We start from the raw sequence: 23,586 nt of genomic DNA, 5'->3' as shown, positions 1-23,586 counted from the left end.
CGCGGTGCGCCCGGCCATCTGTCTTATCGGGCGTGGCCGCTGCGTGTCAGAGAGCGCCGCAGCCCGAGCGCAAGCAGCACGCCGATCACGCCCGCCACCGCAACGATGGCGGCCGCCGCGGGCCAGCCGAGCGAATCCACCGCGCCGCCCACGACCACGGGGCCGATCATCTGGCCCAGGTTGCTCCCGAGCATGAGCAGGCCCATCGACATTGGCGCCAGCCGCGCGCTCGGCGCCACGAGGGCCGAGGTGCCGATCAGCGTGGCGGGAAGCAGGCCGCCCGCGGCGGAGAAGGCCAGGCACAGCGCAAAGGCTGGCGCCGCGCCGAGCACCGGCAGGAAGATGCCGATGGCCGAGAGGCCCATCAAGGCGCTGGCCGATGCTGCCAGCAGCCAGCGAGCGGCGCCGCGCTTCAACAGGACGCCGGCCACCAGATTGCCCGCCACGTTGACACAGCAGGCCAGGGCGCTCAGCGATCCGGCCGTGGCCGTGCCCACGCCCATGCGCTCGATCAGCAGCACCGGCAGGAAACTGAAGAGCGCGAAGAACTGCAGGCTGTAGATCACGAAAGACGCTGCAATCAGCGCCGGCGTGCCGGCTCGGAGGGCGAGAGCCGCATCGCGCGCCATGCCGCGCCATGACACCGGTGCCTCGTGGCCGCTCGAACCGCGCGAAACACCCAGCAGCAACAGCACTGCGAGCACGGTCGCAAGCGCGGCATTGCCCAGCCAGAAGCCGCGCCAGCCACCCTGCAGCGAGCCGCTGAAGAGCGCAATCGCAATCCCGGTCGGCATGAAGCAGCTCCAGATCGCGAACGCAAGGTCCTTGCCGCCGGGCGCGACCAAGCGCTGCAGCACCGAGGGGCCCGCGATGGTGATCAGCACGAAACCCAGGCCTTCGACGACGCGGCCCGCCAGCAGCGCTGCAACGCTGCCTGCCAGCGCGCCCGCCGTGCTGCCCACGGCAATGGCCAGCAGGCCGACGAGTACCAGACGCCTGTCGCCGGCACGCGCGACCCACGCGCCGACGGGCACGGCGCCCAGCACGCCCAGCAGCGAAAACACTGCCATGAGCCATCCGACCATCGAGAGATCGAGGCCGAAGTCGGTGCGCAACTGCGGCACCGCGATGGCGACCTTGCCGACCTGGAGGGACGCCACCACACCGGCGGCCACGACCAGGGCGACGCCGGGCCAGTGGGTTGAAGAAGGCGAGCGGGGTACGGTGGCGGGCGGGGAGCCGGGCATTTCGAATTGCTTGTGCATGCCGCCACTCTGAAGCGAATACTGTATCTATGAAAGCGAATAATATCGACCAACTCAATCGATTATTAAGATCATGTTGGACATCCTCACACTGAGCCAGATGCAGATGTTCGTCGCCGTGGCGGATGCCGGGAGCTTTCGTGCCGGCGCTGACCGGCTGCACCGGGTGCAGTCGGCCGTGAGCCACGCCATCGCCAATCTGGAAGAGCAGCTTCAGGTGCGGCTCTTCGATCGTTCCGGCCACAAGCCGGTGCTCACGCCCACGGGCAAGGCGTTGCTGGGCGACGTCCGGGTCATCCTGTCGAAGGTCGAGGCCTTGCGCTCGCGCGCGCAGGGGATCGGACAGGGCATCGAGCTCGGCCTGGCGCTGGCGGTGGACACGCTCTTTCCTCCGGCGCTCGTGGCCAGTGCCTTGCGCGGCATGCACGCGGTGTATCCGAGCATCGCCATCCGCGTGGAGTACAGCTCCATGGGCGGCACCATCGATGCCCTGAATTCAGGGCGGTGCAATCTCGCCATCGCGGCCTTCGGCCATGCCGACGAAAAAATCAGCCGCGAATTCCTGATGCAGCTTCATACGGTGGCCGTCGCCGCGCCTTCGCATGCGCTGGCGGTCCACGCAGGGCAGCGCGGCGCCAAGGGCCTGGATGCCGCCGCGGCAGAGCACGTGCAGATCGTGGTGGAAGACCCCAGCACGCTCAGCCAGGGCTACGACATCGACGTGCTCTCGCCTTCGACCTGGCGCGTGACCGACATGTACATCAAGCTCGAATTGCTGCGCGCCGGCCTCGGATGGGGAAAGATGCCGGCGTGGCTGGTGGCGAACGACCTGGCGGCCGGAGCGCTGGTGCAATTGCCGGTGAGCCGCATCGGCCCAGGTGGTGGAACGGAGCAGCACTCGTACTTTTGCCACCGTGCCGACAAGACACTGGGCGCGGGTGCCACGCTGCTGCGCGACTGCCTCATGGAGGAAGCGAAGACGGCGGCGTCCGGCGCCGGCGGCGCATCAGCATCTCCACGAGTTCGAAGATCCCCTCGCTCAGCAGCGCCAGCGCCGCGGCCGGCAGCGCGCCCGCCACGAGCAGCTCGCGGTCGTTGAGTGCCAGCCCCGTGACGATGCGTTCGCCGAATCCGCCCGCGCCGATGAAGGCGGCAATGGTCGCGGTGCCGATGGCAATGGCCGTGGCCGTTCGAACGCCCGCCAGCAGCGTGGGCAGCGCAAGCGGCAGCAGCACCAGCCGAAGGCTCTGCGGCGGCGTCATGCCGAGGGCGGTGCCCGCCATGCGCAGGCCGTTCGGCACTTCGGCCAGGCCGGTCACCGTGTTGCGCATGATGGGCAGCAGTGAATAGAGCGTGAGCGCAATCAGCGCAGGCAGCGCGCCGATGGCGCCCAGCAGGGAGATGAGCACCGCGAGCAGGGCCAGCGACGGCACGGTCTGCAGGATGCTCGCGGCGCCGAGCACCACCGCGCGCAGCCGCAGATGCGGAAACACCAGGATGGCAAGCGGCACGCCGATCAGGATCGCAACGCCCACGGACACCGCCACCAACACCAGGTGCTGCCGCGTGAGCTGCCAGAGGTCGGGGCCGAACAGCTTGGCGATGAAGCCGCGCCTGGCTTCCTGGGATTGGGCCTTGCCGTTCTTGCCCGAGCTGGCCAGGAAGTCGCGTGCAATCGCGTCGAAGGGTACGCTCTGCAGCTCGGCGCGCGCATTCATCGCGATCATCGCGCGCTCGTCGATGCGGCCTTCAAGTGTTTGCAGTGCGGCCCAGGCCTTCGGCAGCCGCGCCGACAGGTCGAGCCGGTACAGCACCACGGCGTCGTAGCGTGGAAAGTATTTCTTGTCGTCTTCCAGCACGCGCAGGCCCAGATGGTCGATCTTGGCGTCGGTGGTGTAGATGTCGATCGCGTCGATCTGCTTCGCGGCCACCGCTTCGTAGGCCAGGCCGTGGTCCAGGCCGGTCGGCGTCTGCGTGAAGCCGTAGCGCGCGGCAAGACCCTTCCAACCATCGACGCGGCCGATGAACTCGTTCGAGAGGCCCAGCCTGAGTTCGGGGTGGCGTGCCAGGTCGCTCAGCGTGCGCAGGCCGAGCCGTTCGGCATCGGCCGCCCGCACGGCCAGCGCATAGCCGTCGTTGAAGCCCAACGGAATGGCCACGCCCAGGCCCAGCGGCGCCAGCGCCGCATTCATGGCCTCGCGCGTTTCGGCCGGCGAGCCCTTGAGGATTTCGAGCGCGATGGTGCCGGTGTATTCGGCATACAGGTCGATGGCGCCCGAACGCAGCGCTTCATACACGATCGCCGTGTTGCCCAGGCCCTGCCGCACCACCGGGGGCGATGCGGTGTGCGGTGCCGCTGTCTGTGCCAGCAGCTCGGCCAGGATGTACGACTCGGTGAACCGCTTGGACCCGACACGCAGCGTGCCCTCGCCGGGTTGCGCCGACGCAGCGGCACCGAGCCAGGCAATGGCGAACAACAACAAGGCGGCGCGCAGGATGCGGCGGTGGGGCAGGCACATCGGGGGCCAGTGTATAGACATCGCCCCGATCGGCGCACCCGCCAATCTCCTACAAATCCTGGTGCGGGCTACCGATGCTGGCCAGATGCAATCGCATCCATCATGGCCGCCATGAAGAAGAAAACCCACCTCCTGCCCGGCCCCGACGTGCACGGCCTGCGCGAGCTCCCGGGCCTCAGGGTGGAGGGCTACAGCCTGCAGCTGCGCGACAAGGACGGCTTCGTCGGCGACCAGGCCAGCCAGACCGCCTTCAGGGAGTTGCTCGAACGCTGGCGCAAGCGCCGCCGCAAGACCGGCAGCGATCCCTTGGGGCGGGAGCACTCGCGCGACCTCAGCAAGGAGCAGCTCGACCGCGTGCTCCACAAGACCTCGGCCGCCGGCGATCTGATGCATGGCGCCATCGAGGAATTCGCCAAAGAATTGGCCTTCGTGATCCAGCGCTTCACGCGCCAGCCTTCATGGAAGAAGGTGGAGCGCATCGTGGTGGGCGGCGGCTTCACCGAAAGCGACGTGGGCGAGCGCGCCATCCTGCAGACCGCGGCCATCCTGGAAGACATGGGCGTGCACGTACAGCTCGGGCGGCTGTCGCACGAGGTCGACGACGGCGGCCTGATAGGCTGGGTGCACCTGACCCCGCCGGCCATGCTGAAGAAGCACGACGCCATCCTGGCCGTGGACATCGGCGGCACCAACGTGCGCTGCGGCATCGTGAAGACGCGCCGGCGCAAGGCGCCCGACCTGTCGCGTGCCAAGGTGGTGCGGCTGGAGAAGTGGCGCCATGCGGACGACGACCCGAACCGCACCGACATGGTCGAGCGCATCGCGGCCATGCTCGAGGACATGGTTCGCTATTGCGAGCGCAGGAAAATCAGGCTTGCGCCTTTCATCGGCATTGCCTGCCCGGGGTTGATTCGCAAGGACGGCTCGATCGAGCGCGGCACGCAAAACCTGCCGGGCGATTGGGAAAGCCGCGCGTTCCACCTGCCCAGCGCACTGTGGCGCCGCATGCCGATGATCGGCTCCGGCCCCACGCTGATCCTGATGCACAACGACGCGGTGGTGCAGGGGCTGAGCGAGCTGCCCTTGATGCGCGACGTCTGCCATTGGGGCGTGCTGACCATCGGCACCGGCCTTGGCAACGCGAGCTTCACCAATACCTAGCCCGGAGCCGCTGCGGCGGCGGGCGGCATGGTGCCGCCGAGCGCCTTGTAGACCGCCACCATGGCGACCGCCATGCGGCTCGTGCTCTGAACCTGGTCGCGCCGGGCCTGCAGCAGCGTGCGGCGGGCGTCGAGTTCGACGCCGAAGTCCGTGAGGCCGTTGGCATAGCGCGCATGCGCGAGCGTGAGCGCGTCGCGGCTGTTGCGCTCGCGCTCGACCAGTTCCCGGTGGCGCTGGCGCTCGGCGGTGTAGGCGCCCAGCGCCGAATCGATCTCGTGCCATGCCTTGAGCACGGCCTGCTGGAAGGCCACCGCCGCTTCCTGCTGCTGAAGCTCGCGCAGGTTCACCGTGCTCCGGCGCCGGCCGTTGTCGAAGATGGGCAGGCTGATGGAAGGGCCGACATGCCATTGCCGGCTGCCCCATTCGCCAAAGCGCTCGCTGCCCGCCGATTCGTAGCCGAAGCCCGCGCCCAGCGTCACGCGCGGATAGAGGTCCGCCATGGCCACACCGATGCGTGCCGTGGCGGCATGCAGCTGCGCTTCCGCCGCCGCGATGTCGGGGCGCCGGCGCGCCAGGTCGGAAGGCAGGCCCAGTGCGAGGTCGGGCAACGATGGCGCCTGCAGCGCTTCGAGCGTGTCGCCCGCACGGTCGGCAGGTGGTGCGAGCTCGGTGTTCAGCGTACCGGGCGGCGCACCGGTCAGCAGCGTGATCTGGTTCATGGCCTGGGTCTCCTGCTGCAGCAGCATCGGAATGCGCGCCCGCAGCTCGGCCAGTTGCGTGCGCTGGCGCGTCGGATCCAGGTCGGTGACCAAGCCGCCGTCGGCGCGCGCCTGCACCAGCTCGAGCGACTCGGCCGCCGCCGCGATGTCGGCGCGCGCGAGCCGCAGTTCGCGCTGCGCACCGCGCAACTCGAAGTAGTTGCGCGCCACCTCGGCCTGCACGCTGAGCTGCGCCTGCCGCAGCAGCGCGGCCGATGCGCCGGTATCCGCATCGGCGGCCTCGATGCTGCGCCGCACGCGGCCCCACAGGTCGATTTCCCACGACGCATCGAAGCCGGCCTGGTAGAGGTTGTAGGGCTCGCTGAGCGTGCGGATCAGCTGGTCGCGGTTGGACACCGACGAACCGAGCGCATCGATCATCCGCGTAGCGGCGCCGGTCTCGCTCTGGCGCTGCCGGTTGACGCTGCCGCTGGCGTTGAGCTGCGGCACCTGCTGCGCCGCCGCCGCGGTCCGCTGGACGCGGCTTTGCGCAAAACGCAGGGCGGCGGTCTGCAGATCGTGATTGGCCGTTAGCGCGAGTGCCTGCAGGCGATCGAGCAGCGGATCGTCGAAGGCTTTCCAGTCGCCCGATGCGACGGCCGTGGGCGCCGCTGTCCGCTCGGTGCCGAGCAGCGCCGCCGAGCCGCCGTGCCATGCGGCCCAATCGGCGGGTGCCTGCGGCTCCGCGGGCCGGTGGTCGGGACCCACTGCGCAGCCTGCCAGAAGAAGCGCGAGCGCGGAACAGGAGAAGAGGGTGCGCGGTGCAGACATGCGGTGCTCCCGGATTCAGACCAGACGATGGCGAAACAGCCAGGCCGCCAGCGGCAGCGTGACGATGGCGATGATCGACAGCGGAATCAGGTTGTGCCACACCGTGGCCAGGCCCACGCCCTCGAGGTACACGCGCTGCACCAGGTCGATCGCAAAGCGCAGTGGGTTGGCCATGGTGATCACCTGCAGGACGTGCGGCATGTTGCGCACCGGGGTGGTCAGGCCCGACAACAGCATCATCGGCATCAGCAGCACGAAGGTGTAGAGCATGGCCTGCTGCATGTTGGCCGACACCGCCGAGATCGAGAGGCCGATGCCCACGCTGGCCACGGTGAAGAAAACCAGCCCGGTATAGAGCGTGGCCAGCGAGCCCGCCATCGGAATGCCGAACCAGAACAGGGCCACCAGCAGGATCAGCGTCGACTGCGCAAGGCCGACCAATATTGGCGGCAGCGCCTTGCCGATCATGATTTCGAGCGGCGACATCGGCGTGACCAGCAGCTGGTCGAAGGTGCCCTGCTCGCGCTCCCTTGCCACCGAGAGGGCGGTGAGCAGCAGCGTCTGCAGCATGCTGAGCGCGGCGATCAGGCCCGGCAGCAGGTTCCAGCGCGTCTGGAGGTTCGGGTTGAACCAGGCCCGCGTTTCGATGATGAGCGGTGTGGGCGGCGCGCCGGCGCGTGTGCGCAGCTCGGCGTTGTAGCGCTCGACCACCGCGCTCACGTAGCCGGCTGCGGACCCCGCCGTGTTGGAATTGCGCGCATCCAGAATCAACTGGATGGCCGCGGGCTGGCCCGCGCTGAGCTGCTGCTCGAAGTTGGGCGCGATCTGGATCACCAGCAGCGCCTTCTCCGTGTCGATCACCTCGCGGATGTCCGCCTGCGTCCGCAGCGTGGCCACGCGGTGGAAGACGCCGGTGCTGTCGAGATGCGCAATCAGTTCGGTCGATGCGCCCGTGCGGCTCTGGTCGAGCAGCGCATAGGGCACATTCGTGAGGTCGTAGGTGGCGGCGTAGCCGAAGACCAGGCTTTGCATGATGGCGGGAACGAACAGAATCACGCGGCTCGCCGGGTCCTTGAAGATGGCGAGCAGCTCTTTCCTGCAGAGGTTGGCGATGCGCAGCAGAAAATCGGTCATGGGGTGCCGTCCTTCAGTCGAGGCTCTTGCGCGTGACGGCGCGGGCGAGAAGCAGCAGGCCCAGCGCATAAGCGAGCAGGATCGCGCAGTTTCTCCAGATCAGCGGCCAGACGTCGCCCGCGAGAAACAGCGTCTTGATCAGGTCCATGAAGTAGGTGGCCGGCAGCACATGGCCGATCACGCGCACGGCAATGGGCACGTTGCGCAGGTCGAACAGGAAGCCCGACAGCATCATCGAAGGCATGAAGGTCGCGATGAGCGCCACCTGGCTCGCGAGAAACTGGTTGCGCGTGACCGATGAGATCACGAGGCCGAGGCTCACCGCCACGATCAGGTAGAGCATGGAGCTGAGCACCACCACGACCAGCGAGCCGTACATCGGCACCGCGAACAGGAAGCGTGCGGCCAGCAGGCACAGCGTGAGCCCGAGCATGCCGACCGCGAAGTACGGGATGATCTTGGCCAGCAGTATTTCCACCGGCCGCACCGGAGTGACGAACAGCGCCTCGAGCGTGCCGCGCTCCCATTCGCGGGCCATCACCAGCGCGGTGAGAAACGCGCCGACCAAGGTCATGATCAGCACGATGAGCCCCGGCACCAGGTACCAGGTGCTGGTGTTCGCGGCGTTGAACCACATGCGCTGCTCCACGGTCACACGGCCCGCTGGGGGGGCGTCCGCACCGGTGCCGCCGCCGCCGCGGTCGGCCTGCCGCACGGCCGCTTGCGCCAGGGCGCCGCTCACGTAGGCCTGGATGATGGTCGCGCGCCCCGCGTCGGCGCCATGCACGATGAGCTGCACGCGCGCGTGGCCCGCGGCCAGCGTGCGCGAGAAGTCGGAGGGCACGCGCACGATGCCGTCGATCTTGCGCTCGCGCATCAAGGCCTCGGCATCGTGCATGGAGCCCAGCAGCACGGGCGCGATGGTCGGTGAAAGCTGCAGGCCGGCAATGGCTTCGTGCGCCGTGGGCGACGGGTCTTCGAGCACCACGCCCACCGGTGCGTTCTTCACGTCGAGCGACATGCCGTAGCCGAAGATCAGGATCAGCACCATCGGCAGCAGGATGCCGATGGCCAGGTTGCTGCGGTCGCGCAGCAGCTGGCGAAACTCCTTGCGCGTGAGCGAGATCAGCCGGGTCCGGAAGCCGCTCATGCCGCCACCTTCTCGCTTTTCTTTTCGCGCTCTTCGTGCCGCGCCTTCTCGACGATGCCGATGAACGCCTGCTCCATGTCGATGCGCTTTTCATGACTCTCGCCGTCGAGCGCCTGCGTGCGCACCTCACGCGGCGTGCCGATCGCCAGCACCTTGCCGGCGTCCTGGATCACGATGCGGTCGCAGTACTCGGCCTCTTCCATGAAGTGGGTCGTGATGACGACGGTGGTGCCGCCTTCGGCCAGCGCCGTGATGCGGCGCCAGAATTCGCGGCGGGCCAGCGGATCGGCGCCGCTGGTGGGCTCGTCGAGAAACAGGATCTCGGGCTCGTGCAGCAGGCCTGTGGCCATGGCCAGGCGCTGGCGGTAGCCGCCGGGCAGCTGGCCGCTGGGCGCATCGAGTTCGCGCTCGAGGTCGAACTGCCGCAGTACCGTGTCCATGCGCCGCTGCAGCATTTGCCCGCGCAGGCCGTAGGCGCCGCCGAAGAACGAGAGGTTCTCGCGCACCGTGAGGTTGCCGTAGAGCGCGAACTTCTGCGACACGTAGCCGATGCGCTGGCGGGCCTGCGCGCGCGCATGGCGCAGGTCGACACCGGCCACGCGCAGCTGCCCGCCGCTCGCGGGAAGCAGGCCACAGAGCATGCGGAACGTGGTGGTCTTACCCGCGCCGTTGGGTCCGAGCAGGCCGAAGATCTCGCCGCGCCGAACCGAGAAGCTGGTGCTCGCCACGGCCACGAAATCGCCGAAGCGGCGCACCAGGTCTTTCACCTCGATGACCACTTCGCCGGGTTCGCCCTCGGCCGGCGCAAGGCCCTCGGCCGCGGGCGGCGCGATGTTCGCCGCAGTGGCCTGGTGGGTACGCAGCAGCGCCATGAAGCCGTCTTCGAGCCGCGGCGGCACGGGCTCGGCGCGCGCGCCGTCCAGCAGCTTCTCGAGCGCTGCGTCGTCCGCGCCCTGGCGGCGGATGAAGTGCACATCACCGCCTTGCGGCACGGCATCGACGATGTCCTGTTTCGCATCGAGCAGGCGGGCCTGCATCAGGCGCGGCGGCTCGCCCTCGGGCGGCGCGGCGACGAAACACATGCCCTGCGCATGGCCGCGAATCTCGGCGGGCGTGCCCTGCGCGAGCAGCCGGCCCTCGCGCAGAACGAACACGTAGCTGCAGCGCTCGGCCTCGTCGAGGTACGCGGTGCTCACGATGACCGAGAGCTTCTCGTCATCGACCAGCTGCTGCACGATCTGCCAGAGTTCGCGCCGCGAAAGCGGATCGACGCCGACGGTGGGCTCGTCGAGCAGCAGCAGGTCGGGCGAGCGCACCAGCGTGCAGGCCAGGCCGAGCTTCTGCTTCATGCCGCCCGAGAGCTTACCCGCGGGTCGATTGGTGAAACGGCCGAGGTCGGTCATTTCCATCAACCGCCCATAGCGCTCGCGGCGCTGGCCGGCAGTCACGCCGTGCAGGTCGGCGTAGAGATCCAGATTTTCCTGCACGCTCAGGTCGTCGTAGAGGCCGAAGCGCTGGGGCATGTAGCTGATGCGGTCCTGCACTGCCTGCGGGTCGGCCGACACGTCGATGCCGAGCACGCGCAGTTCGCCTTCGTCGGCGCGCATCAGGCCGGCCATGAGCCTCAGCAGCGTGGTCTTGCCCGCGCCGTCGGGCCCGACCAGTGCGGTGAGCGTGCCGGCCGGCACTTCGAGCGACACGTCGTCGAGCGCGCGCACCGTCTGCTTCGAGGCCTTGACCATGAAGCGCTTGTGCAGGGAGCGTGCTGCCACGGCGGGCCCGTTGTCGCGCATCAGTGTTTGCCGCTGGCGGTGGGGGAGGCGAGCTGCAGCCGCACGGTCGCCGGCATGCCGAGCCGCAGCCGGTCTTCCTTGTCTTCGACCATCACGCGAATTTCGTAGACCAGGCTGCTGCGCAGTTCCTCGGTCTGCACCGTCTTGGGCGTGAACTCGGCCACCGACGAGATGTAGCCCACCTTGCCGGCGATCGGCTGGCCGGGCTGGCTGTCGGTGATCACGCTGGCTTCCTGGCCCGGCCGCACGCGGCCGAGGTCGGGTTCGGCCACGTAAGCGCGCACCCACTTGGGATCGGTGATCGCCAGCGTGAAGGCTGGGCGCTGCGGCGAGGCCATGTCGCCGGGCTCGAGCAGGCGCGCGCGCACCACGGCGTCGATGGGCGACTTGAGCTCGGCCTCCTGGAGCTGGTGGTTCATGAGCGCGAGATCGGCGCGCGCGGATTCGAGCTGGGCCTGCGCCTGCGCGATGTCTTCCTTGCGCGGACCGGCAACGGCGAGCTGCTGCGCCCTGCGCACGTTGTCCAGTTGCGCCAGCGCCACCTTGCGGCGGGCCTGGGCGCTGTCGAGGTCCTGCTGGCTCACCGCGCGACCGGCGGTGGTCTGGCCGATCGCCTGCAGGCGCGCGAGCTGCTGCTGCGCAAGGTCGGCATCGGCCTGCGCCGCGGCCACCTGGGCGCCGGCCTGCGCCAGTTCTTCGGGGCGGCTGCCGGTCTTCAGGCGCAGCAGCGCCTGCTCCTGCACCCCGATGCGCGCCTGAGACTGCGCCACGCGCAGCACGAGCGAGCGGGTGTCGAGCCTGCCCAGCAACTGCCCTGCGCGCACGTGGTCGCCTTCGCGCACCGCGAGTTCGGCCACGCGCTCATTGGCGTTGAAGGCCAGCGAGACCTGGCGCACGTCGACGTTGCCGTACAGCACGAGCTGGTCGGACGGCGCGGCCGAACGATGGAGGTACCACCAGCCACCCGCCGCAGCGGCCAGCACCACGACGGCAGCGGCGATGAGGGGTTTCTTGTTCATGAGGACGGGCTCCTGCCGGTTTCCAGATCGGAACACGGCTGGATGTTATCAAATTGAAATTTGAATTTGAAGTATTTTTTCAATTCGATTAACCTTGGGCCATGGCTTCCCGCTCTTCCAGCACCCGTTCTTCCGGTGCCCGTCTTCCTTCCCCGCGCCAGGCTGCGGCGCGCATCCCGCGCGCCTCTCGCACCGACGGCAGCACCACGCGCCTGCACATCCTCGAAACCGCGGGCCAGCTGTTTGCCGAACGCGGCTTCGCCGAGAGCACCAGCAAGGAAATCTGCACGCGCGCCGGCACCAACATGGCCGCGGTCAACTACCACTTCGGCAGCAGGGACGGGCTCTACGAGGCGGTGCTGATCGAGGCGCACCGCCAGCTCGTGAGCATCGACGAGCTGGTCAGCCTGGCCAGCGCGGCGGCCGATCCGCGGCTCAAGCTGCGGGCCTTTCTCACGCACCTGATCGAGATGGGCAGCCAGCCCAAGGCACCCTGGGGATTTCGCGTGGTGCTGCGCGAGGCGCTGTCGCCGTCGCCGGCCATGCCGGTGCTGATCCGGCGGGCGGTGCTGCCCAAGGCCAAGCTGATCCGCGGCCTGATCGGCGGCATCATGGGCCTGCCCGACGATCATCCCTCGGTGCAGCGCGCGCTGCTGTTCACGGTGCTGCCCTGCATCGTGATGACGGTGGCGCCCAGGGACCTGGGCCGCAAGGTGCTGCCGGCCCTGAAGGATGCCGAAGGCCTGGCGGACGACCTGATGCGCTACGTCTTCGCAGGGCTCGATGCCCTTGCGGCGGAGGCCAGGGCCTCGGCGCCCGCTACAGCTGGAAAGCGACGGTGAGCAGCAGCCCCTCGGCCACGTCGCGCAACAGGCCCGGCCGCCGCGCGCGGTAGGGCTCGCCGGCGGAAGCTGTGGTGGCGACCCATTCGGCCAGCCAGTCGATCTCGTGCGGGCCGTAGAACACCACGGCCGCCTCGTGGTTGAGCAGCAGGCTGCGCAGGTCGAGGTTGATCGAGCCGCACATGGCCAGCTCGTTGTCGACCACCACGGCCTTGGCGTGCGCCATGAAAGGCAGCATGCGAAAGCTCACGCCCGCGCGGGCCAGGTCGCGCATGGCGCGTGCGCGCACGAAATCGGCCAGGCGGTGGTTCGACCGCGCGGGGATCGCGATGGTCACTTCCACGCCGCGCCGCGCGGCCAGCCGCAGCGCATCGCGCAGGCCGTCGCCGGGCACGAAGTAGGGCGTGATCGCCAGCACGCGGTGCTCGGCCCGAAAGCAGGCGTCGATGAGCAGCGCATGGGCCGTGTCCTCGGTCTGGTCCGGGCCGCTCGGCAGGAACTGCGCCATGGCGCCGCCCGCGCTTTCGTCCACGTCGTCGGCCGTGATGGCGCGCGCCTTGCGGCCGCGCACCGAGCTCCAGTCGTGGTCGAACTGGCGGGCCGCCGCGGCGGCCACGCTGCCGCGCAGGTCGAACGAAAGATCACGCCAGGCTTCGGGATGCTTGTCGTTGCCGGTGAAGTATTCGCCCGCCAGATTGCGCCCGCCCGACCACAGCCAGCCGTCGTCGGCAATGGTGAACTTGCGGTGGTTGCGCAGGTTGCGCGGCCCGATGCGGCGCAGGCTGAAGAAAGGGCGGAACACGGCGACCTCTCCGCCCGCCGAACGCAGCAGTTCGACGTGATGGCGCGGCAGGGTCAGCGCACCGAAGCCGTCGAGCAGCACGCGCACCTTGATGCCTTCGCGCGCGCGCTGCGCCAGCCGCTCGATGACGGCGCGGCCCAGCGCGTCGTCGCCGATGATGAAGGTGCACACGTCGATGCGCTCGCGCGCGCCGTCGATCACCTGCCACAGCGCCTCGCGCGCGGCCTCGCCGTCGGCATGCAGGCGGATCGCGCAGCGCCCCGGCGGCGCAAGGCCGAAGCTCTCGATCAGATCCGCCGCCCAGTGCCCCGGCGGCACCGAGCGCGGCGGCCGCGGCGAGCCCGCCGGGCGCAGCTTGCGCTGGCCGAACAGCAGATAGATCGGCAGGATGAAGTAGGGCACGAGCACCAGCCCCATGACCCATGCAATGGCCGTGGTGGGCGCGCGCTGCTCGCGGCGCGCGCGCGTGGTCAGCACATAGACCAGCAGCGCAAAGGTGACGACAAGAAAATGCTGGGACGGTGAGGGGAGCCAGTCGAACCTTGTATTCGGCATGGGGCAATGATGCCTGAGGGTGGCCGCTCGCCCGATCAGCGTTGCAGGAAGGCGGGCACGCCGCGCCCCTCGGAGGCGAGAAACCGCATCATCGGGTCCACCACCGCGCGCACCGCGGGCCGTTCGCCCACGCGGGTGCGCCAGGCCAGGAGCCGCGGCGTGGCATCGGTCATGCCGGCGCCCTTGCGGTCGGCGAACACACAGGCCATGTAGAAGGCGATGTCGGCGAAGGAGTAGGGCCCCGCCAGGTACTCGCGCGTGGCCAGCAGGCCTTCCATTTCCTCGTAGTAGCGGGCGCACGCGGCGCAGGCCGCCACGGCGGGCGCGCTCTGCATGTCGTGCTGCAGGCCGAAGAGCCTGATCACGTTCGGGAAGAAAACTTCGTCCGACTTCTGTTCGAGCTGCCGCGCGCGAGCCCGTTCCGCGATGCCTTCGGGCCACAGCGCGGGCGTGGGGTACCGGTCTTCAAGGTACTCGAAGATCTGCGTCGAGTCGAAGAGCCCGACCTCGCCGTCGATCAGCACCGGCACCTGCTGCTTCACCGGGTTGACGCGCAGCACCTCGGGGTGTTTGGGCTCGTAGGCGTCGTCCTTGGTGAACGGCACCATGACCAGTTCGAAGGGAATGCCTTTTTCGAGCGCGGCGATCTGCACCTTCGCGCCGAACATGCTGAGGGGGCCTGAGTAGATGGTCGTCATGTTGCCAATTTGACCAGAAGAGGGCGCCCGGGCCTTCCGCCGGGCCGCCCCAACTATTCAGGTCGAGCCCCAGACCTCCTGCGCTGTTTCGACCACCAGGCGCAGCTTGCTGCGCTGCGCTTCCACCGCGATGTTGTTGCCGTGCACCGTGCTCGAGAAGCCGCATTGCGGCGAGAGCGCGAGCTGTTCGAGCGGGGCGTACTTGGCGGCATCTTCGATGCGGCGCTTGAGTTCGTCCTTGTCTTCCATCTCGCCGAACTTGGTGGTCACGAGGCCCAGCACCACGGTCTTGCCCTTGGGCAGGTAGCGCAGGGGCTTGAAGTCGCCCGAGCGGGCATCGTCGTATTCCATGAAGTAGGCGTCCAGGTCCATCTCCTTCAGCAGCGCCTCGGCCACCGGCTCGTAGTTGCCGGCCGCCGCGTGGGTGCTCTTGAAGTTGCCGCGGCACAGGTGCATGGCCAGCAGCATGCCCGGCGGCTTCTGCGCCACCACCTTGTTGATGAAAGCGGCATAGCGGTGCGGCAGTTCGTTCGGGTCGTCGCCGCGCTTGCGGGCGGCTTCGCGCATGTGCTCGTCGCACAGGTAGGCCAGGTTGGTGTCGTCCATCTGCACGTAGGTGCAGCCCGCTGCGGCCAGCGAGCGCAGTTCGTCGCCGTAGGCCTTGGCCACGTCGTCGTAGAACACCGGGTCGAGCTCGGGGTAGGCCTCCTTGCTGATGCCGGCGCGGCCACCGCGGAAGTGCAGCATGGTCGGCGAAGGGATGGTCACCTTGGGCGTGCGGCCGGCCGAGACCTGGCTCTTCAGGTACTGGAAGTCGGCCAGCTGGATGTCCTTCACGTGGCGCACCTTGTCGATCACGCGCATGGCGGGCGGCGCGAGTTCCTCGGTGCCGTCGGGCTTGCGGATGGTGACCGGAATGTCGGTCTTCACGCCGCCGAGCTGGTCGAGAAAGTCGATGTGGAAATACGTGCGGCGGAACTCGCCGTCGGTGATGCTCTTCAGGCCGATGTCTTCCTGGAACCGCACGATCTCGGTGATGGCCTTGTCTTCGACCTTGCGCAGTTGCTCGGGCGTGATCTCGCCCTTGGCCTTCTGCTCGCGCGCCTCGAGCAGGTATTTGGGGCGCAGGAAGCTGCCGACGTGGTCGTATCGGGCGGGCAGGGCGGCGTGCTGGGACATGTTTATCTCCGTCGTGGCTGAAAACGAATCGGACATCGTATCGCCTTGGAAACACGCCTATGTGTATACATTGTGGTTGGTGTTTACCCTCATTTGGTTGAATTTTGCTGGATATTCTCGTGTTTATGTATACATTGGGTATTCATGAAAACGCCCGCGACCACCTTTCCGCTCAACGCCTGGTATGCCGCCGCCTATGACGTCGAAGTGCGTCATGCGCTGCTGCCGCGCACGATCTGCAACGAAAAACTGGTGCTGTTCCGCCGTACCGACGGCCAGGTTGCCGCGCTCGAAGACGCCTGCTGGCATCGGCTCATGCCGTTGTCGCTGGGCAAGCTCGAAGGCGACGAAGTGGTGTGCGGCTACCACGGCCTCGTCTACAACAGCCAGGGCCGCTGTACCCACATGCCGAGCCAGGAGACGCTGAACCCCTCGGCCTGCGTGCGCAGCTTCCCGGTGGTGGAGAAGCACCGTTTCGTCTGGATCTGGCCCGGCGACCCGGCCAAGGCCGACCCGGCGCTGGTGCCCGACATGCACTGGAACGACGACGCGGCCTGGGCCGGCGACGGCAAGATGATTCGCGTGAACTGCGACTACCGCCTGGTGGTCGACAACCTCATGGACCTGACGCACGAGACTTTCGTGCACGGCTCGTCCATCGGCAATCGCGAAGTGGCCGAGGCGCCTTTCGTCGCCACGCACGGCGACCGCTCGGCCACCGTCACCCGCTGGATGGAGAACATCGACCCGCCGCCGTTCTGGGGCGGCCAGATCCGCCATGCGCGCGGCTACGCCGGCAAGGTCGACCGCTGGCAGATCATCCGCTTCGAGGGGCCGTGCACGGTGAACATCGACGTCGGCGTGGCCGAGGCGGGCAGCGGCGCGGTGCCGAAGGACGGCAATCCCGGCGACCGCAGCAAGGGCGTGAACGGCTACGTGCTCAACACCATCACGCCCGAGACCGACAAGACCTGCCTCTACTTCTGGGCCTTTGCGCGCAACTACTGCCTGGGCGAGCAGCGCCTGACGCATGAGCTGCGCGAGGGCGTGGCCGGCATCTTCCGCGAGGACGAACTCGTGCTCGAGGCGCAGCAAAAGGCCATGGACGAGCGGCCCGACCACCAGTTCTACAACCTCAACATCGACGCGGGTTCGATGTGGGCGCGCCGGCTGATCGACCGCATGGTCGAGAAGGAGAAGCCCGCGCGCGCCGCGATTCCGATCCATCCCGCCGAGACGCAAACCGCATGAAAGTCGCGGCCGTATCCCCCATCGAACCCGGCGACGGCGGCAGCTCGCAAGCCGTGAAGGCGCAGCTGCGGTTGCGCGAAATGATCCTGGCCGGCGAACTGCCGGGCGGCGCGCGCATTGCCGAAGTAGCCATCTCCGAGCAGCTCGGCGTCTCGCGCACGCCGGTGCGCAGCGCGCTCATGCGGCTGGAACAGGAAGGCTTGCTCGAAGCCTTGCCCAACGGCGGCTACGCGGTGCGTACCTTTTCCGAGCGCGACGTGGCCGATGCCATCGAGCTGCGCGGCACGCTCGAAGGCCTGGTGGCGCGGCTCGCGGCCGAGCGCGGCGCGGCGCCGGTGGTGCTGCGCGAGGCGCGCGCCTGCCTGACACGCATCGACGAACTGCTGCGCGAATCCGCGCTGGACGATGCGGCGTTTTCGCGCTACGTGACGCACAACGAGAAGTTCCATTCGCTGCTGTGCGAAATGGCCGCGAGCCCGGTCATCGCGCAGCAGCTCGAGCGCGTGATCAACCTGCCGTTCGCGTCGCCCTCGGGTTTCGTCATCGTGCAGGCCAACTCGCCCGCCGCGCGCGACATGCTCGTGATCGCGCAAGACCAGCATCTCCAGGTGCTCGACGCCATCGAGGCCGGGGAAGGTTCGCGTGCCGAGGCTCTGATGCGCGAGCACAGCCGCATCGCGCGGCGCAACCTGCGCGAGGCGCTGCACGGCACGCCCACCGCCGAGCAGCGTCCCTTGCCCGGCGTGCAGCTGATCCGCCGCCGCGGCTGAGCGGCCGATTTCCTTTTTCCGCTGGTTTTCTTCCCGATGAAAAACGACCTTCAATGGATGCAGGCGCAAGTCGTTGCGCTGCGCGACGTCACGCCCACCGTGCGCGAATTCGAACTGCGGCCCGAGCCGGGCTTTGCCGCCACCTACGAGCCCGGATCGCATCTGCAGGTGCAGGTGATGGCGGCCCATGGCAAGCTGCAGACACGCTCGTACTCGCTGGTGGGCGAGGGCGACGGCCAGTGCTGGCGCATTGCCGTCAAGCGGCTCGACGACGGCCGCGGTGGTTCGCTCGCGATGTGGCGCCTGGCCGTCGGCGACCGGCTGCAGGTGAGCGCGCCGCAGAACCACTTTGCGCTCGACCTTTCGGCGCCCGGCTACCTGCTGGTGGCGGGCGGCATCGGCATCACGCCGCTGGTGATGATGGCGCAGCGTCTGGGCGACCACGCGCGGCGCAGCGGCGTGCCGGTGAAGATGCTCTACGGTGCGCGCCATGCGGGCGAATTCGCCTACCTCGACCGGCTCCGCGAAGCGCTGGGCGATGAGGTCGTGTCGCACGAAGGCGCGGCGCCCATCGACTTCGCGGCCGCCATCGCGGCGCTGCCGCCGGGCGGCCAGCTCTACACCTGCGGCCCCGTGCCGATGCTCGAAGCCGTCAAGCGCGCCTGGCAGGCGGCGCAACGCGCCCCGGCGGACCTGCGCTTCGAAACCTTCGGCAGCAGCGGCCGGCTCGCGACGCAGGCCTTCACGGTGCGCATTCCGCGGCACGACCTGTCCATCACCGTGCCGGCCGATTGCACCTTGCTCGAAGCGCTCGACGCCGCCGGCGTGGAAACGCTCTCGGACTGCAAGCGCGGCGAGTGCGGCCTCTGTGCCATGGACGTGCTCGCGGTCGATGGCGAAATCGACCACCGCGACGTGTTCCTGAGCGAGCACGAAAAGCAGGCGACCACCCGCATCTGCGCCTGCGTGTCGCGGGCCGTGGGTACCCTCACGCTCGATTCCGCGTACCGGCCCGACAGCTGAAAACACCCTGCGCGATCATCGCGCAGTTCATTTGTTCATCGCGCAACAAAGATTCGCCTCGGGGGCGGAGTAGGTGATTGCCTGCTCCGCCGGATGTTGCAAAGTGTTGAAAAATAGCCCGGTATCCGCTTTCGTCCTCCAAGGAAAAACTCATGCAAAGACGCCAACTCATCCAGACCGCAGGCCTCACGGCGCTTGCGCTTTCCATGTCGCTTGCCAGTGCGCAGGACAGCAACAAGTTCAAGATCGGCCTGATCCTGCCCATGACCGGCCAGCAGGCGTCCACCGGCCGGCAAATCGAAGCGGCAGCGCGGCTGTACATGGCGCAGAACGGCGACACCGTGGCGGGCAAGAAGATCGAGCTGATCATCAAGGACGACGTGGCCACGCCCGACGTGACCAAGCGCCTGGCGCAGGAACTCATCGTCAACGACAAGGTGAACGTGATCGCCGGCTTCGGCGTCACGCCGGCCGCGCTGGCCGCCGCGCCGCTGGCCACGCAGTCGAAGACGCCGCAGGTGGTGATGGCCGCGGCCACGTCGAGCATCACCGAAGCCTCGCCCTACATCGTGCGTTCGAGCTTCACGCTGCCGCAGGTGTCGGTGGCCATGGGCGACTGGGCACCGAAGAACGGCGTGAAGACGGTGGTCACGCTGGTGGCCGACTACGGCCCCGGAAACGACGCCGAGAAGTTCTTCAGCGAGCGCTTCCAGCTCAACGGCGGCAAGGTGATCGAGAAGCTGCGCGTGCCGCTGCGCAACCCCGACTTCGCGCCGTTCCTGCAGAAGGTGCGCGACGCCAAGCCCGATGCGCTGTTCGTCTTCGTGCCCTCGGGCGCGGGCGCGGCCGTGATGAAGCAGTTTCTCGAGCGCGGCATGGACAAGGCCGGCATCCGCATGATCGCCACCGGCGACGTGACCGATGACGACCAGCTCAACGACATGGGCGAAGGCGCGCTCGGCGTGGTCACCTCGCACCACTACTCGGCCGCGCATCCGTCGCCCGCCAACAAGAAGTTCGTCGAGGCCTTCCAGAAGGCCAACCCGAAGATGCGCCCCAACTTCATGGCCGTGGGCGGCTATGACGGCATGCGCGTGATCTATGAAGCGCTCAAGGCCACCAAGGGGCAGGGCGGCGGCGATGCGCTGCTGGCCGCCATGAAGGGCCAGATCTTCGAGAGCCCGCGCGGGCCGGTGTACATCGATGCGCAGACGCGCGACATTGTGCAGGACGTGTATCTGCGCAAGGTCGAGAAGAAGGACGGCCAGCTCTACAACGTCGAGTTCGACGTGATCAAGGGTGTGAAGGATCCGGGCAAGGCGAAGTAATTGGGTGCAAGGCACCCCATCGACGTGATCGTCGGTCAGAGCGGTTGTTGATCGAGCGGAACAACCGCGGCGCCCGGTGTGCGCAGGGCGCCGGGTGCTCCCCGCAGCGAAATAAAGGAGGAGGCGAAGCCGGGGGACATTCGCGGAGGGGAGTACCCGGTGGCCTGTGCACGCGCCCTGAACAAAAACATCCGAAACGAGAACCACGCCATCACGCGGCAAGAAATTTGACATGTTGACCATTCTTTTCGACGGCATCGCCTACGGCATGCTGCTCTTCGTGCTCGCAGTGGGCTTGGCCGTGACGCTCGGGCTGATGAACTTCATCAACCTCGCGCACGGTGCCTTCGCCATGGCGGGCGGCTACCTCACGGTGTTTGCGATGCAGAAGCTGGGCGTGCCGTTCCTGGCCTGCCTGCCGCTCGCGTTCATCGTCGTCGCACTGGCCGGGGCACTGCTCGAGCGCACGCTCTACCGGCCGATGTACGGCAAGCCGCACCTCGACCAGGTGCTGTTCTCCATCGGCCTCGCCTTCATGGCGGTGGCGGCCGTCGACTACTTCGTCGGTTCGTCGCAGCAGAACATCCAGTTGCCCGAATGGCTGCGCGGCCGCACCGAGGTTGGCGATGGCGCGCTGCTGCTCGGCATGGGGCACTACCGGCTCTTCATCATCGCGGTGTGCGCCGTGCTCACGGTGGTGCTTCAGCTCATTCTCTCGAAGACGCGCTTCGGCAGCCGTCTGCGCGCCGCGGTGGATGACCCGCGCGTGGCGGCGGGGCTGGGCATCAACGTCAACATCGTCTTCCTGCTGACCTTCGCGGTGGGCTCCGGGCTCGCAGGGCTGGGCGGTGCATTGGGCGCCGAGATCCTCGGGCTCGATCCGACCTTTCCGCTCAAGTACATGATCTATTTCCTGATCGTGGTGTCGGTCGGCGGCACCTCGTCGATCACCGGGCCGCTCGCGGCCGCGCTGCTGCTCGGCATTGCCGACGTGGCCGGCAAGTACTTCATTCCCAAGATGGGTGCATTCACCGTCTACCTGCTGATGATCCTGATATTGATGTGGCGACCCCAGGGCCTGTTCACGCGCAAGGGAGGCCGCTGAATGAGCGCACCTTCGCCTTACGAATCGGCCCTGTTGCGCAAGGCGCACTGGCGCCCGCTCGAGTTCGTGGTGTGGGCCGTCGCCTTCGCGCTGCCTTTCGTCATGCCCTCGCATTCGCTGCTGGTCAACGAGATCGCCATCGTCGCGCTGTTCGCGATGTCGCTCGACCTGATCCTCGGCTACACCGGCATCGTGTCGCTCGGCCATGCGGCTTTCTTCGGCTTCGGCGCCTACGCCGCGGCACTGTTCGCCAAGCTCGTGATGCCGGACCCGACCGTGGGGCTGGTGCTGGCCACCGTGCTGTCGGCGCTGCTGGGCCTCGTGGCCAGCGTCACGATCCTGCGCGGCAGCGACCTGACGCGGCTGATGGTCACGCTCGGCACCGCGCTGCTGTTGCTCGAACTCGCCAACAAGCTCGACTGGCTCACCGGCGGCGCCGACGGGCTGCAGGGCGTGGTGATGGGGCCGGTGCTCGGCCTGTTCGAGTTCGACCTCTTCGGCCGCACGGCCGCCTGGTATTCATTGAGCGTGATGCTCGTGCTGTTCCTCGTGATGCGCCGGCTCGTGCACTCGCCCTTCGGCGCCACGCTGAAAGCGATTCGCGACAACCGGCTGCGCGCCATGGCCATCGGCATTCCGGTGGTGTCGCGGCTCGTGGTCATCTACACCGTGGCCGCCGGCATTGCCGGCGCCGCCGGTGCGCTGCTGGCGCAGACCACCGGTTTCGCCTCGCTCGACGTGCTGGCCTTCGACCGCTCGGCCGACGTGCTGCTGATGCTGGTGATCGGCGGCGTGGGCTGGCTCTATGGCGGCGTGGCGGGTGCCATCGTCTTCAAGCTGCTGCAGAACTGGCTCTCGGCCGTGACGCCGCAGTACTGGATGTTCTGGATCGGCCTGCTGCTGGTGCTGCTGGTGCTCGTGGGGCGCGACCGCGTGCTCAAGCCATGGACGTGGCTGGGCGCCGGCAAGAAGGGCGGTGCATCGTGACCGAAACCGTGCTTTCCACCCAAGGCCTGGTGATGCGCTTCGGCGGAATCACGGCCACCAACAACGTCACGATGGAACTCAGGCGCGGCGCGCGCCATGCGTTGATCGGCCCCAATGGCGCCGGCAAGACCACGCTCATCAACCTGCTGACCGGCGTGCTCACGCCGACCGAAGGCCGCATCTCGCTGCTCGGCGAAGACATCACGACCCTGGCGCCGCACAAGCGCGTGGCGCGCGGGCTGGTGCGCACTTTCCAGATCAACCAGCTCTTCGACTCGATGACGCCGCTCGAAACGCTGGCACTCGTTGTGTCGCAGCACCAGGGCATCGCCTCGCAATGGTGGCGCCCGCTGGGTGCCACCAAGGCCGTGACGGAACGCGCGGCGCAATTGCTGGAGCAGTTTCATCTGGGCGACGTGGCGCAGCAGCAGACGAAGTTCATGGCCTACGGCAAGCGCCGCCTGCTGGAGATTGCAATCGCACTGGCCTGCGAGCCGCGCGTGCTGCTGCTCGACGAGCCCGTGGCGGGCGTGCCCGCCGGCGAGCGCGAGGAGCTGCTGGAGACCGTGGCCGCATTGCCGGCCGATGTGTCGGTGCTGCTGATCGAGCACGACATGGACCTGGTGTTCAGTTTTGCAGACCGCATGACGGTGCTGGTCAACGGCACGCTGTTGACCGAAGGCGACCCCGAAACCATCGCCAACGATCCGAAGGTCAAAGAGGTCTACCTCGGCCATGGAGAAATCGCCCATGTCTGAACTGCTCCGTATCGAAAACCTGAGCGCGGGCTACGGCGAAGCCGTGGTGCTGCACGACGTGGCGTTCGCGCTCGGCGAAGGGCAGACGCTGGCGCTCCTGGGCCGCAACGGCACGGGCAAGACGACGCTGATCAACACGCTGGCAGGTGCCACGCGGCAGCACGGCGGAACCATCGCGCTGGGCGGCCAGGCTCTGCACAAGCTGGCGCCGCACCAGCGCGCGGCGGCCGGCATCGGCTGGGTACCGCAGGAGCGGAACATCTTCAAGTCGCTCACGGTGCACGAGAACCTCACCGCGGTGGAACGGCCCGGCAAATGGAACGCGCAGCGCGTCTACGAGATGTTTCCGCGCCTCGCCGAGCGCAAGACCAACCTGGGCACGCAGCTCTCGGGCGGCGAGCAGCAGATGCTGGCCGTGGGCCGCGCGCTGGTACTGAATCCGAAGCTGCTGCTGCTCGACGAACCGCTCGAAGGGCTGGCGCCGATCATCGTCGAGGAGCTGTTGCGCGCCATTCGCCGCATCACCCAGGACGAGGGGCTGGCCGCCATCATCGTGGAGCAGCATCCGCAGGCGATCCTCGCGATTTCCGACCACGCGGTGGTGCTCGATCACGGCACCATCGTCCACACCGACAGCGCAGCGGCATTGCGCAGCCAGCCGCAGGTGCTCGAACGGTTGCTGGGCGTGGCCCGGTAGCGATTCCGACGAACAAGAAGG

Annotated in this window: 20 protein-coding genes and 1 pseudogene; 11 read left to right on the top strand and 10 right to left on the bottom strand. The window is 68.0% G+C overall.

Annotated elements, in window-relative coordinates; all coding sequences use genetic code 11:
- Window positions 1-23: 23 nt before the first annotated feature.
- The gene (locus ACAM55_RS16390) at window positions 24-1,265 is read right to left on the bottom strand and encodes a CynX/NimT family MFS transporter (protein WP_369652564.1); all 1,242 of its coding nucleotides are present in this window, start codon (window positions 1,263-1,265) and stop codon (window positions 24-26) included.
- A gap of 73 nt (window positions 1,266-1,338) precedes the next feature.
- Between ACAM55_RS16390 and ACAM55_RS16385 the strand changes: the two are divergent.
- Window positions 1,339-2,181: pseudogene (locus ACAM55_RS16385) on the top strand (LysR family transcriptional regulator); the annotation flags it as partial.
- 46 nt (window positions 2,182-2,227) lie between these two features.
- Here the strand turns inward: ACAM55_RS16385 and ACAM55_RS16380 are convergent.
- Window positions 2,228-3,784 carry a glycine betaine ABC transporter substrate-binding protein gene (locus tag ACAM55_RS16380; RefSeq protein ID WP_369652563.1) on the bottom strand — a complete coding sequence of 519 codons (1,557 nt, stop codon included), beginning with the start codon at window positions 3,782-3,784 and terminating at the stop codon, window positions 2,228-2,230.
- A 111-nt stretch (window positions 3,785-3,895) separates the two neighbouring features.
- Here ACAM55_RS16380 and ACAM55_RS16375 point away from each other — a divergent pair, with 111 nt between their 5' ends.
- Entirely contained in the window at window positions 3,896-4,945 is a 1,050-nt protein-coding gene (locus tag ACAM55_RS16375) for an ROK family protein (protein ID WP_369652562.1), read from the top strand.
- Here ACAM55_RS16375 and ACAM55_RS16370 read toward each other — a convergent pair.
- Genes ACAM55_RS16370 through ACAM55_RS16350 form a run of 5 tightly spaced genes read right to left on the bottom strand, consistent with a single transcriptional unit; the run spans window position 4,942 to window position 11,570 of the window.
- On the bottom strand, window positions 4,942-6,474 hold the full coding sequence (locus ACAM55_RS16370; RefSeq protein WP_369652561.1) for an efflux transporter outer membrane subunit: 1,533 nt from the start codon (window positions 6,472-6,474) through the stop codon (window positions 4,942-4,944). The two genes, ACAM55_RS16375 and ACAM55_RS16370, sit on opposite strands and share 4 nt — an antisense overlap.
- Window positions 6,475-6,489: 15 nt before the next feature.
- Entirely contained in the window at window positions 6,490-7,608 is a 1,119-nt protein-coding gene (locus ACAM55_RS16365) for an ABC transporter permease (RefSeq protein WP_369652560.1), read from the bottom strand.
- Window positions 7,609-7,621: 13 nt separating this feature from the next.
- Entirely contained in the window at window positions 7,622-8,758 is a 1,137-nt protein-coding gene (locus ACAM55_RS16360) for an ABC transporter permease (RefSeq protein WP_369652559.1), read from the bottom strand.
- Window positions 8,755-10,551, bottom strand: a complete 1,797-nt coding sequence (locus ACAM55_RS16355) for an ATP-binding cassette domain-containing protein (protein ID WP_369652558.1) — start codon at window positions 10,549-10,551, stop codon at window positions 8,755-8,757. Before ACAM55_RS16355 ends, ACAM55_RS16360 begins: the two co-directional genes overlap by 4 nt.
- Window positions 10,551-11,570, bottom strand: a complete 1,020-nt coding sequence (locus ACAM55_RS16350) for an HlyD family efflux transporter periplasmic adaptor subunit (RefSeq protein WP_369652557.1) — start codon at window positions 11,568-11,570, stop codon at window positions 10,551-10,553. The genes ACAM55_RS16355 and ACAM55_RS16350 overlap by 1 nt, the downstream gene beginning before the upstream one ends.
- A 101-nt stretch (window positions 11,571-11,671) precedes the next feature.
- Between ACAM55_RS16350 and ACAM55_RS16345 the strand changes: the two genes are divergently transcribed.
- A complete protein-coding gene (locus ACAM55_RS16345; protein ID WP_369652556.1) occupies window positions 11,672-12,412 on the top strand; it encodes a TetR/AcrR family transcriptional regulator in 741 nt (246 codons plus the stop codon).
- Here the strand turns inward: ACAM55_RS16345 and ACAM55_RS16340 are convergent.
- Genes ACAM55_RS16340 through ACAM55_RS16330 form a run of 3 tightly spaced genes read right to left on the bottom strand, consistent with a single transcriptional unit; the run spans window position 12,390 to window position 15,646 of the window.
- The gene (locus ACAM55_RS16340; RefSeq protein WP_369652555.1) at window positions 12,390-13,769 is read right to left on the bottom strand and encodes a phospholipase D-like domain-containing protein; all 1,380 of its coding nucleotides are present in this window, start codon (window positions 13,767-13,769) and stop codon (window positions 12,390-12,392) included. The genes ACAM55_RS16345 and ACAM55_RS16340 overlap by 23 nt on opposite strands.
- A gap of 35 nt (window positions 13,770-13,804) precedes the next feature.
- Complete coding sequence (locus ACAM55_RS16335) at window positions 13,805-14,467, bottom strand: glutathione S-transferase family protein (RefSeq protein ID WP_369652554.1); 663 nt, start codon at window positions 14,465-14,467, stop codon at window positions 13,805-13,807.
- A gap of 57 nt (window positions 14,468-14,524) precedes the next feature.
- Window positions 14,525-15,646 (bottom strand): 5-methyltetrahydropteroyltriglutamate--homocysteine S-methyltransferase, encoded by a 1,122-nt coding sequence (locus ACAM55_RS16330; protein WP_369652553.1) that lies wholly within the window; start codon window positions 15,644-15,646, stop codon window positions 14,525-14,527.
- Window positions 15,647-15,790: 144 nt separating this feature from the next.
- Here ACAM55_RS16330 and ACAM55_RS16325 point away from each other — a divergent pair, with 144 nt between their 5' ends.
- From ACAM55_RS16325 to ACAM55_RS16290, 8 genes are all read left to right on the top strand, one after another.
- Window positions 15,791-16,897 carry a Rieske 2Fe-2S domain-containing protein gene (locus ACAM55_RS16325; RefSeq protein WP_369652552.1) on the top strand — a complete coding sequence of 369 codons (1,107 nt, stop codon included), beginning with the start codon at window positions 15,791-15,793 and terminating at the stop codon, window positions 16,895-16,897.
- Window positions 16,894-17,667 carry a GntR family transcriptional regulator gene (locus ACAM55_RS16320; RefSeq protein WP_369652551.1) on the top strand — a complete coding sequence of 258 codons (774 nt, stop codon included), beginning with the start codon at window positions 16,894-16,896 and terminating at the stop codon, window positions 17,665-17,667. Before ACAM55_RS16325 ends, ACAM55_RS16320 begins: the two co-directional genes overlap by 4 nt.
- A gap of 36 nt (window positions 17,668-17,703) precedes the next feature.
- On the top strand, window positions 17,704-18,690 hold the full coding sequence (locus ACAM55_RS16315) for a 2Fe-2S iron-sulfur cluster-binding protein (protein WP_369652550.1): 987 nt from the start codon (window positions 17,704-17,706) through the stop codon (window positions 18,688-18,690).
- A gap of 152 nt (window positions 18,691-18,842) precedes the next feature.
- Window positions 18,843-20,018: an ABC transporter substrate-binding protein gene (locus tag ACAM55_RS16310; protein WP_369652549.1), complete on the top strand. Its 1,176-nt coding sequence runs from the start codon at window positions 18,843-18,845 to the stop codon at window positions 20,016-20,018.
- Between the two features lie 232 nt (window positions 20,019-20,250).
- Window positions 20,251-21,123: a branched-chain amino acid ABC transporter permease gene (locus ACAM55_RS16305; RefSeq protein ID WP_012746890.1), complete on the top strand. Its 873-nt coding sequence runs from the start codon at window positions 20,251-20,253 to the stop codon at window positions 21,121-21,123.
- Complete coding sequence (locus ACAM55_RS16300) at window positions 21,124-22,110, top strand: branched-chain amino acid ABC transporter permease (protein ID WP_369652548.1); 987 nt, start codon at window positions 21,124-21,126, stop codon at window positions 22,108-22,110.
- Window positions 22,107-22,868, top strand: a complete 762-nt coding sequence (locus ACAM55_RS16295; protein ID WP_369652547.1) for an ABC transporter ATP-binding protein — start codon at window positions 22,107-22,109, stop codon at window positions 22,866-22,868. The genes ACAM55_RS16300 and ACAM55_RS16295 overlap by 4 nt, the downstream gene beginning before the upstream one ends.
- Window positions 22,861-23,565: an ABC transporter ATP-binding protein gene (locus tag ACAM55_RS16290; RefSeq protein ID WP_369652546.1), complete on the top strand. Its 705-nt coding sequence runs from the start codon at window positions 22,861-22,863 to the stop codon at window positions 23,563-23,565. The genes ACAM55_RS16295 and ACAM55_RS16290 overlap by 8 nt, the downstream gene beginning before the upstream one ends.
- The last annotated feature ends 21 nt before the right edge of the window (window positions 23,566-23,586 follow it).

The sequence above is a fragment of the Variovorax sp. V213 genome (genome assembly GCF_041154455.1).
Taxonomy (GTDB): domain Bacteria; phylum Pseudomonadota; class Gammaproteobacteria; order Burkholderiales; family Burkholderiaceae_C; genus Variovorax.
The sequence above is the reverse complement of the archived record's forward strand: the minus strand, read 5'-3'. Positions and strand labels throughout refer to the sequence as shown.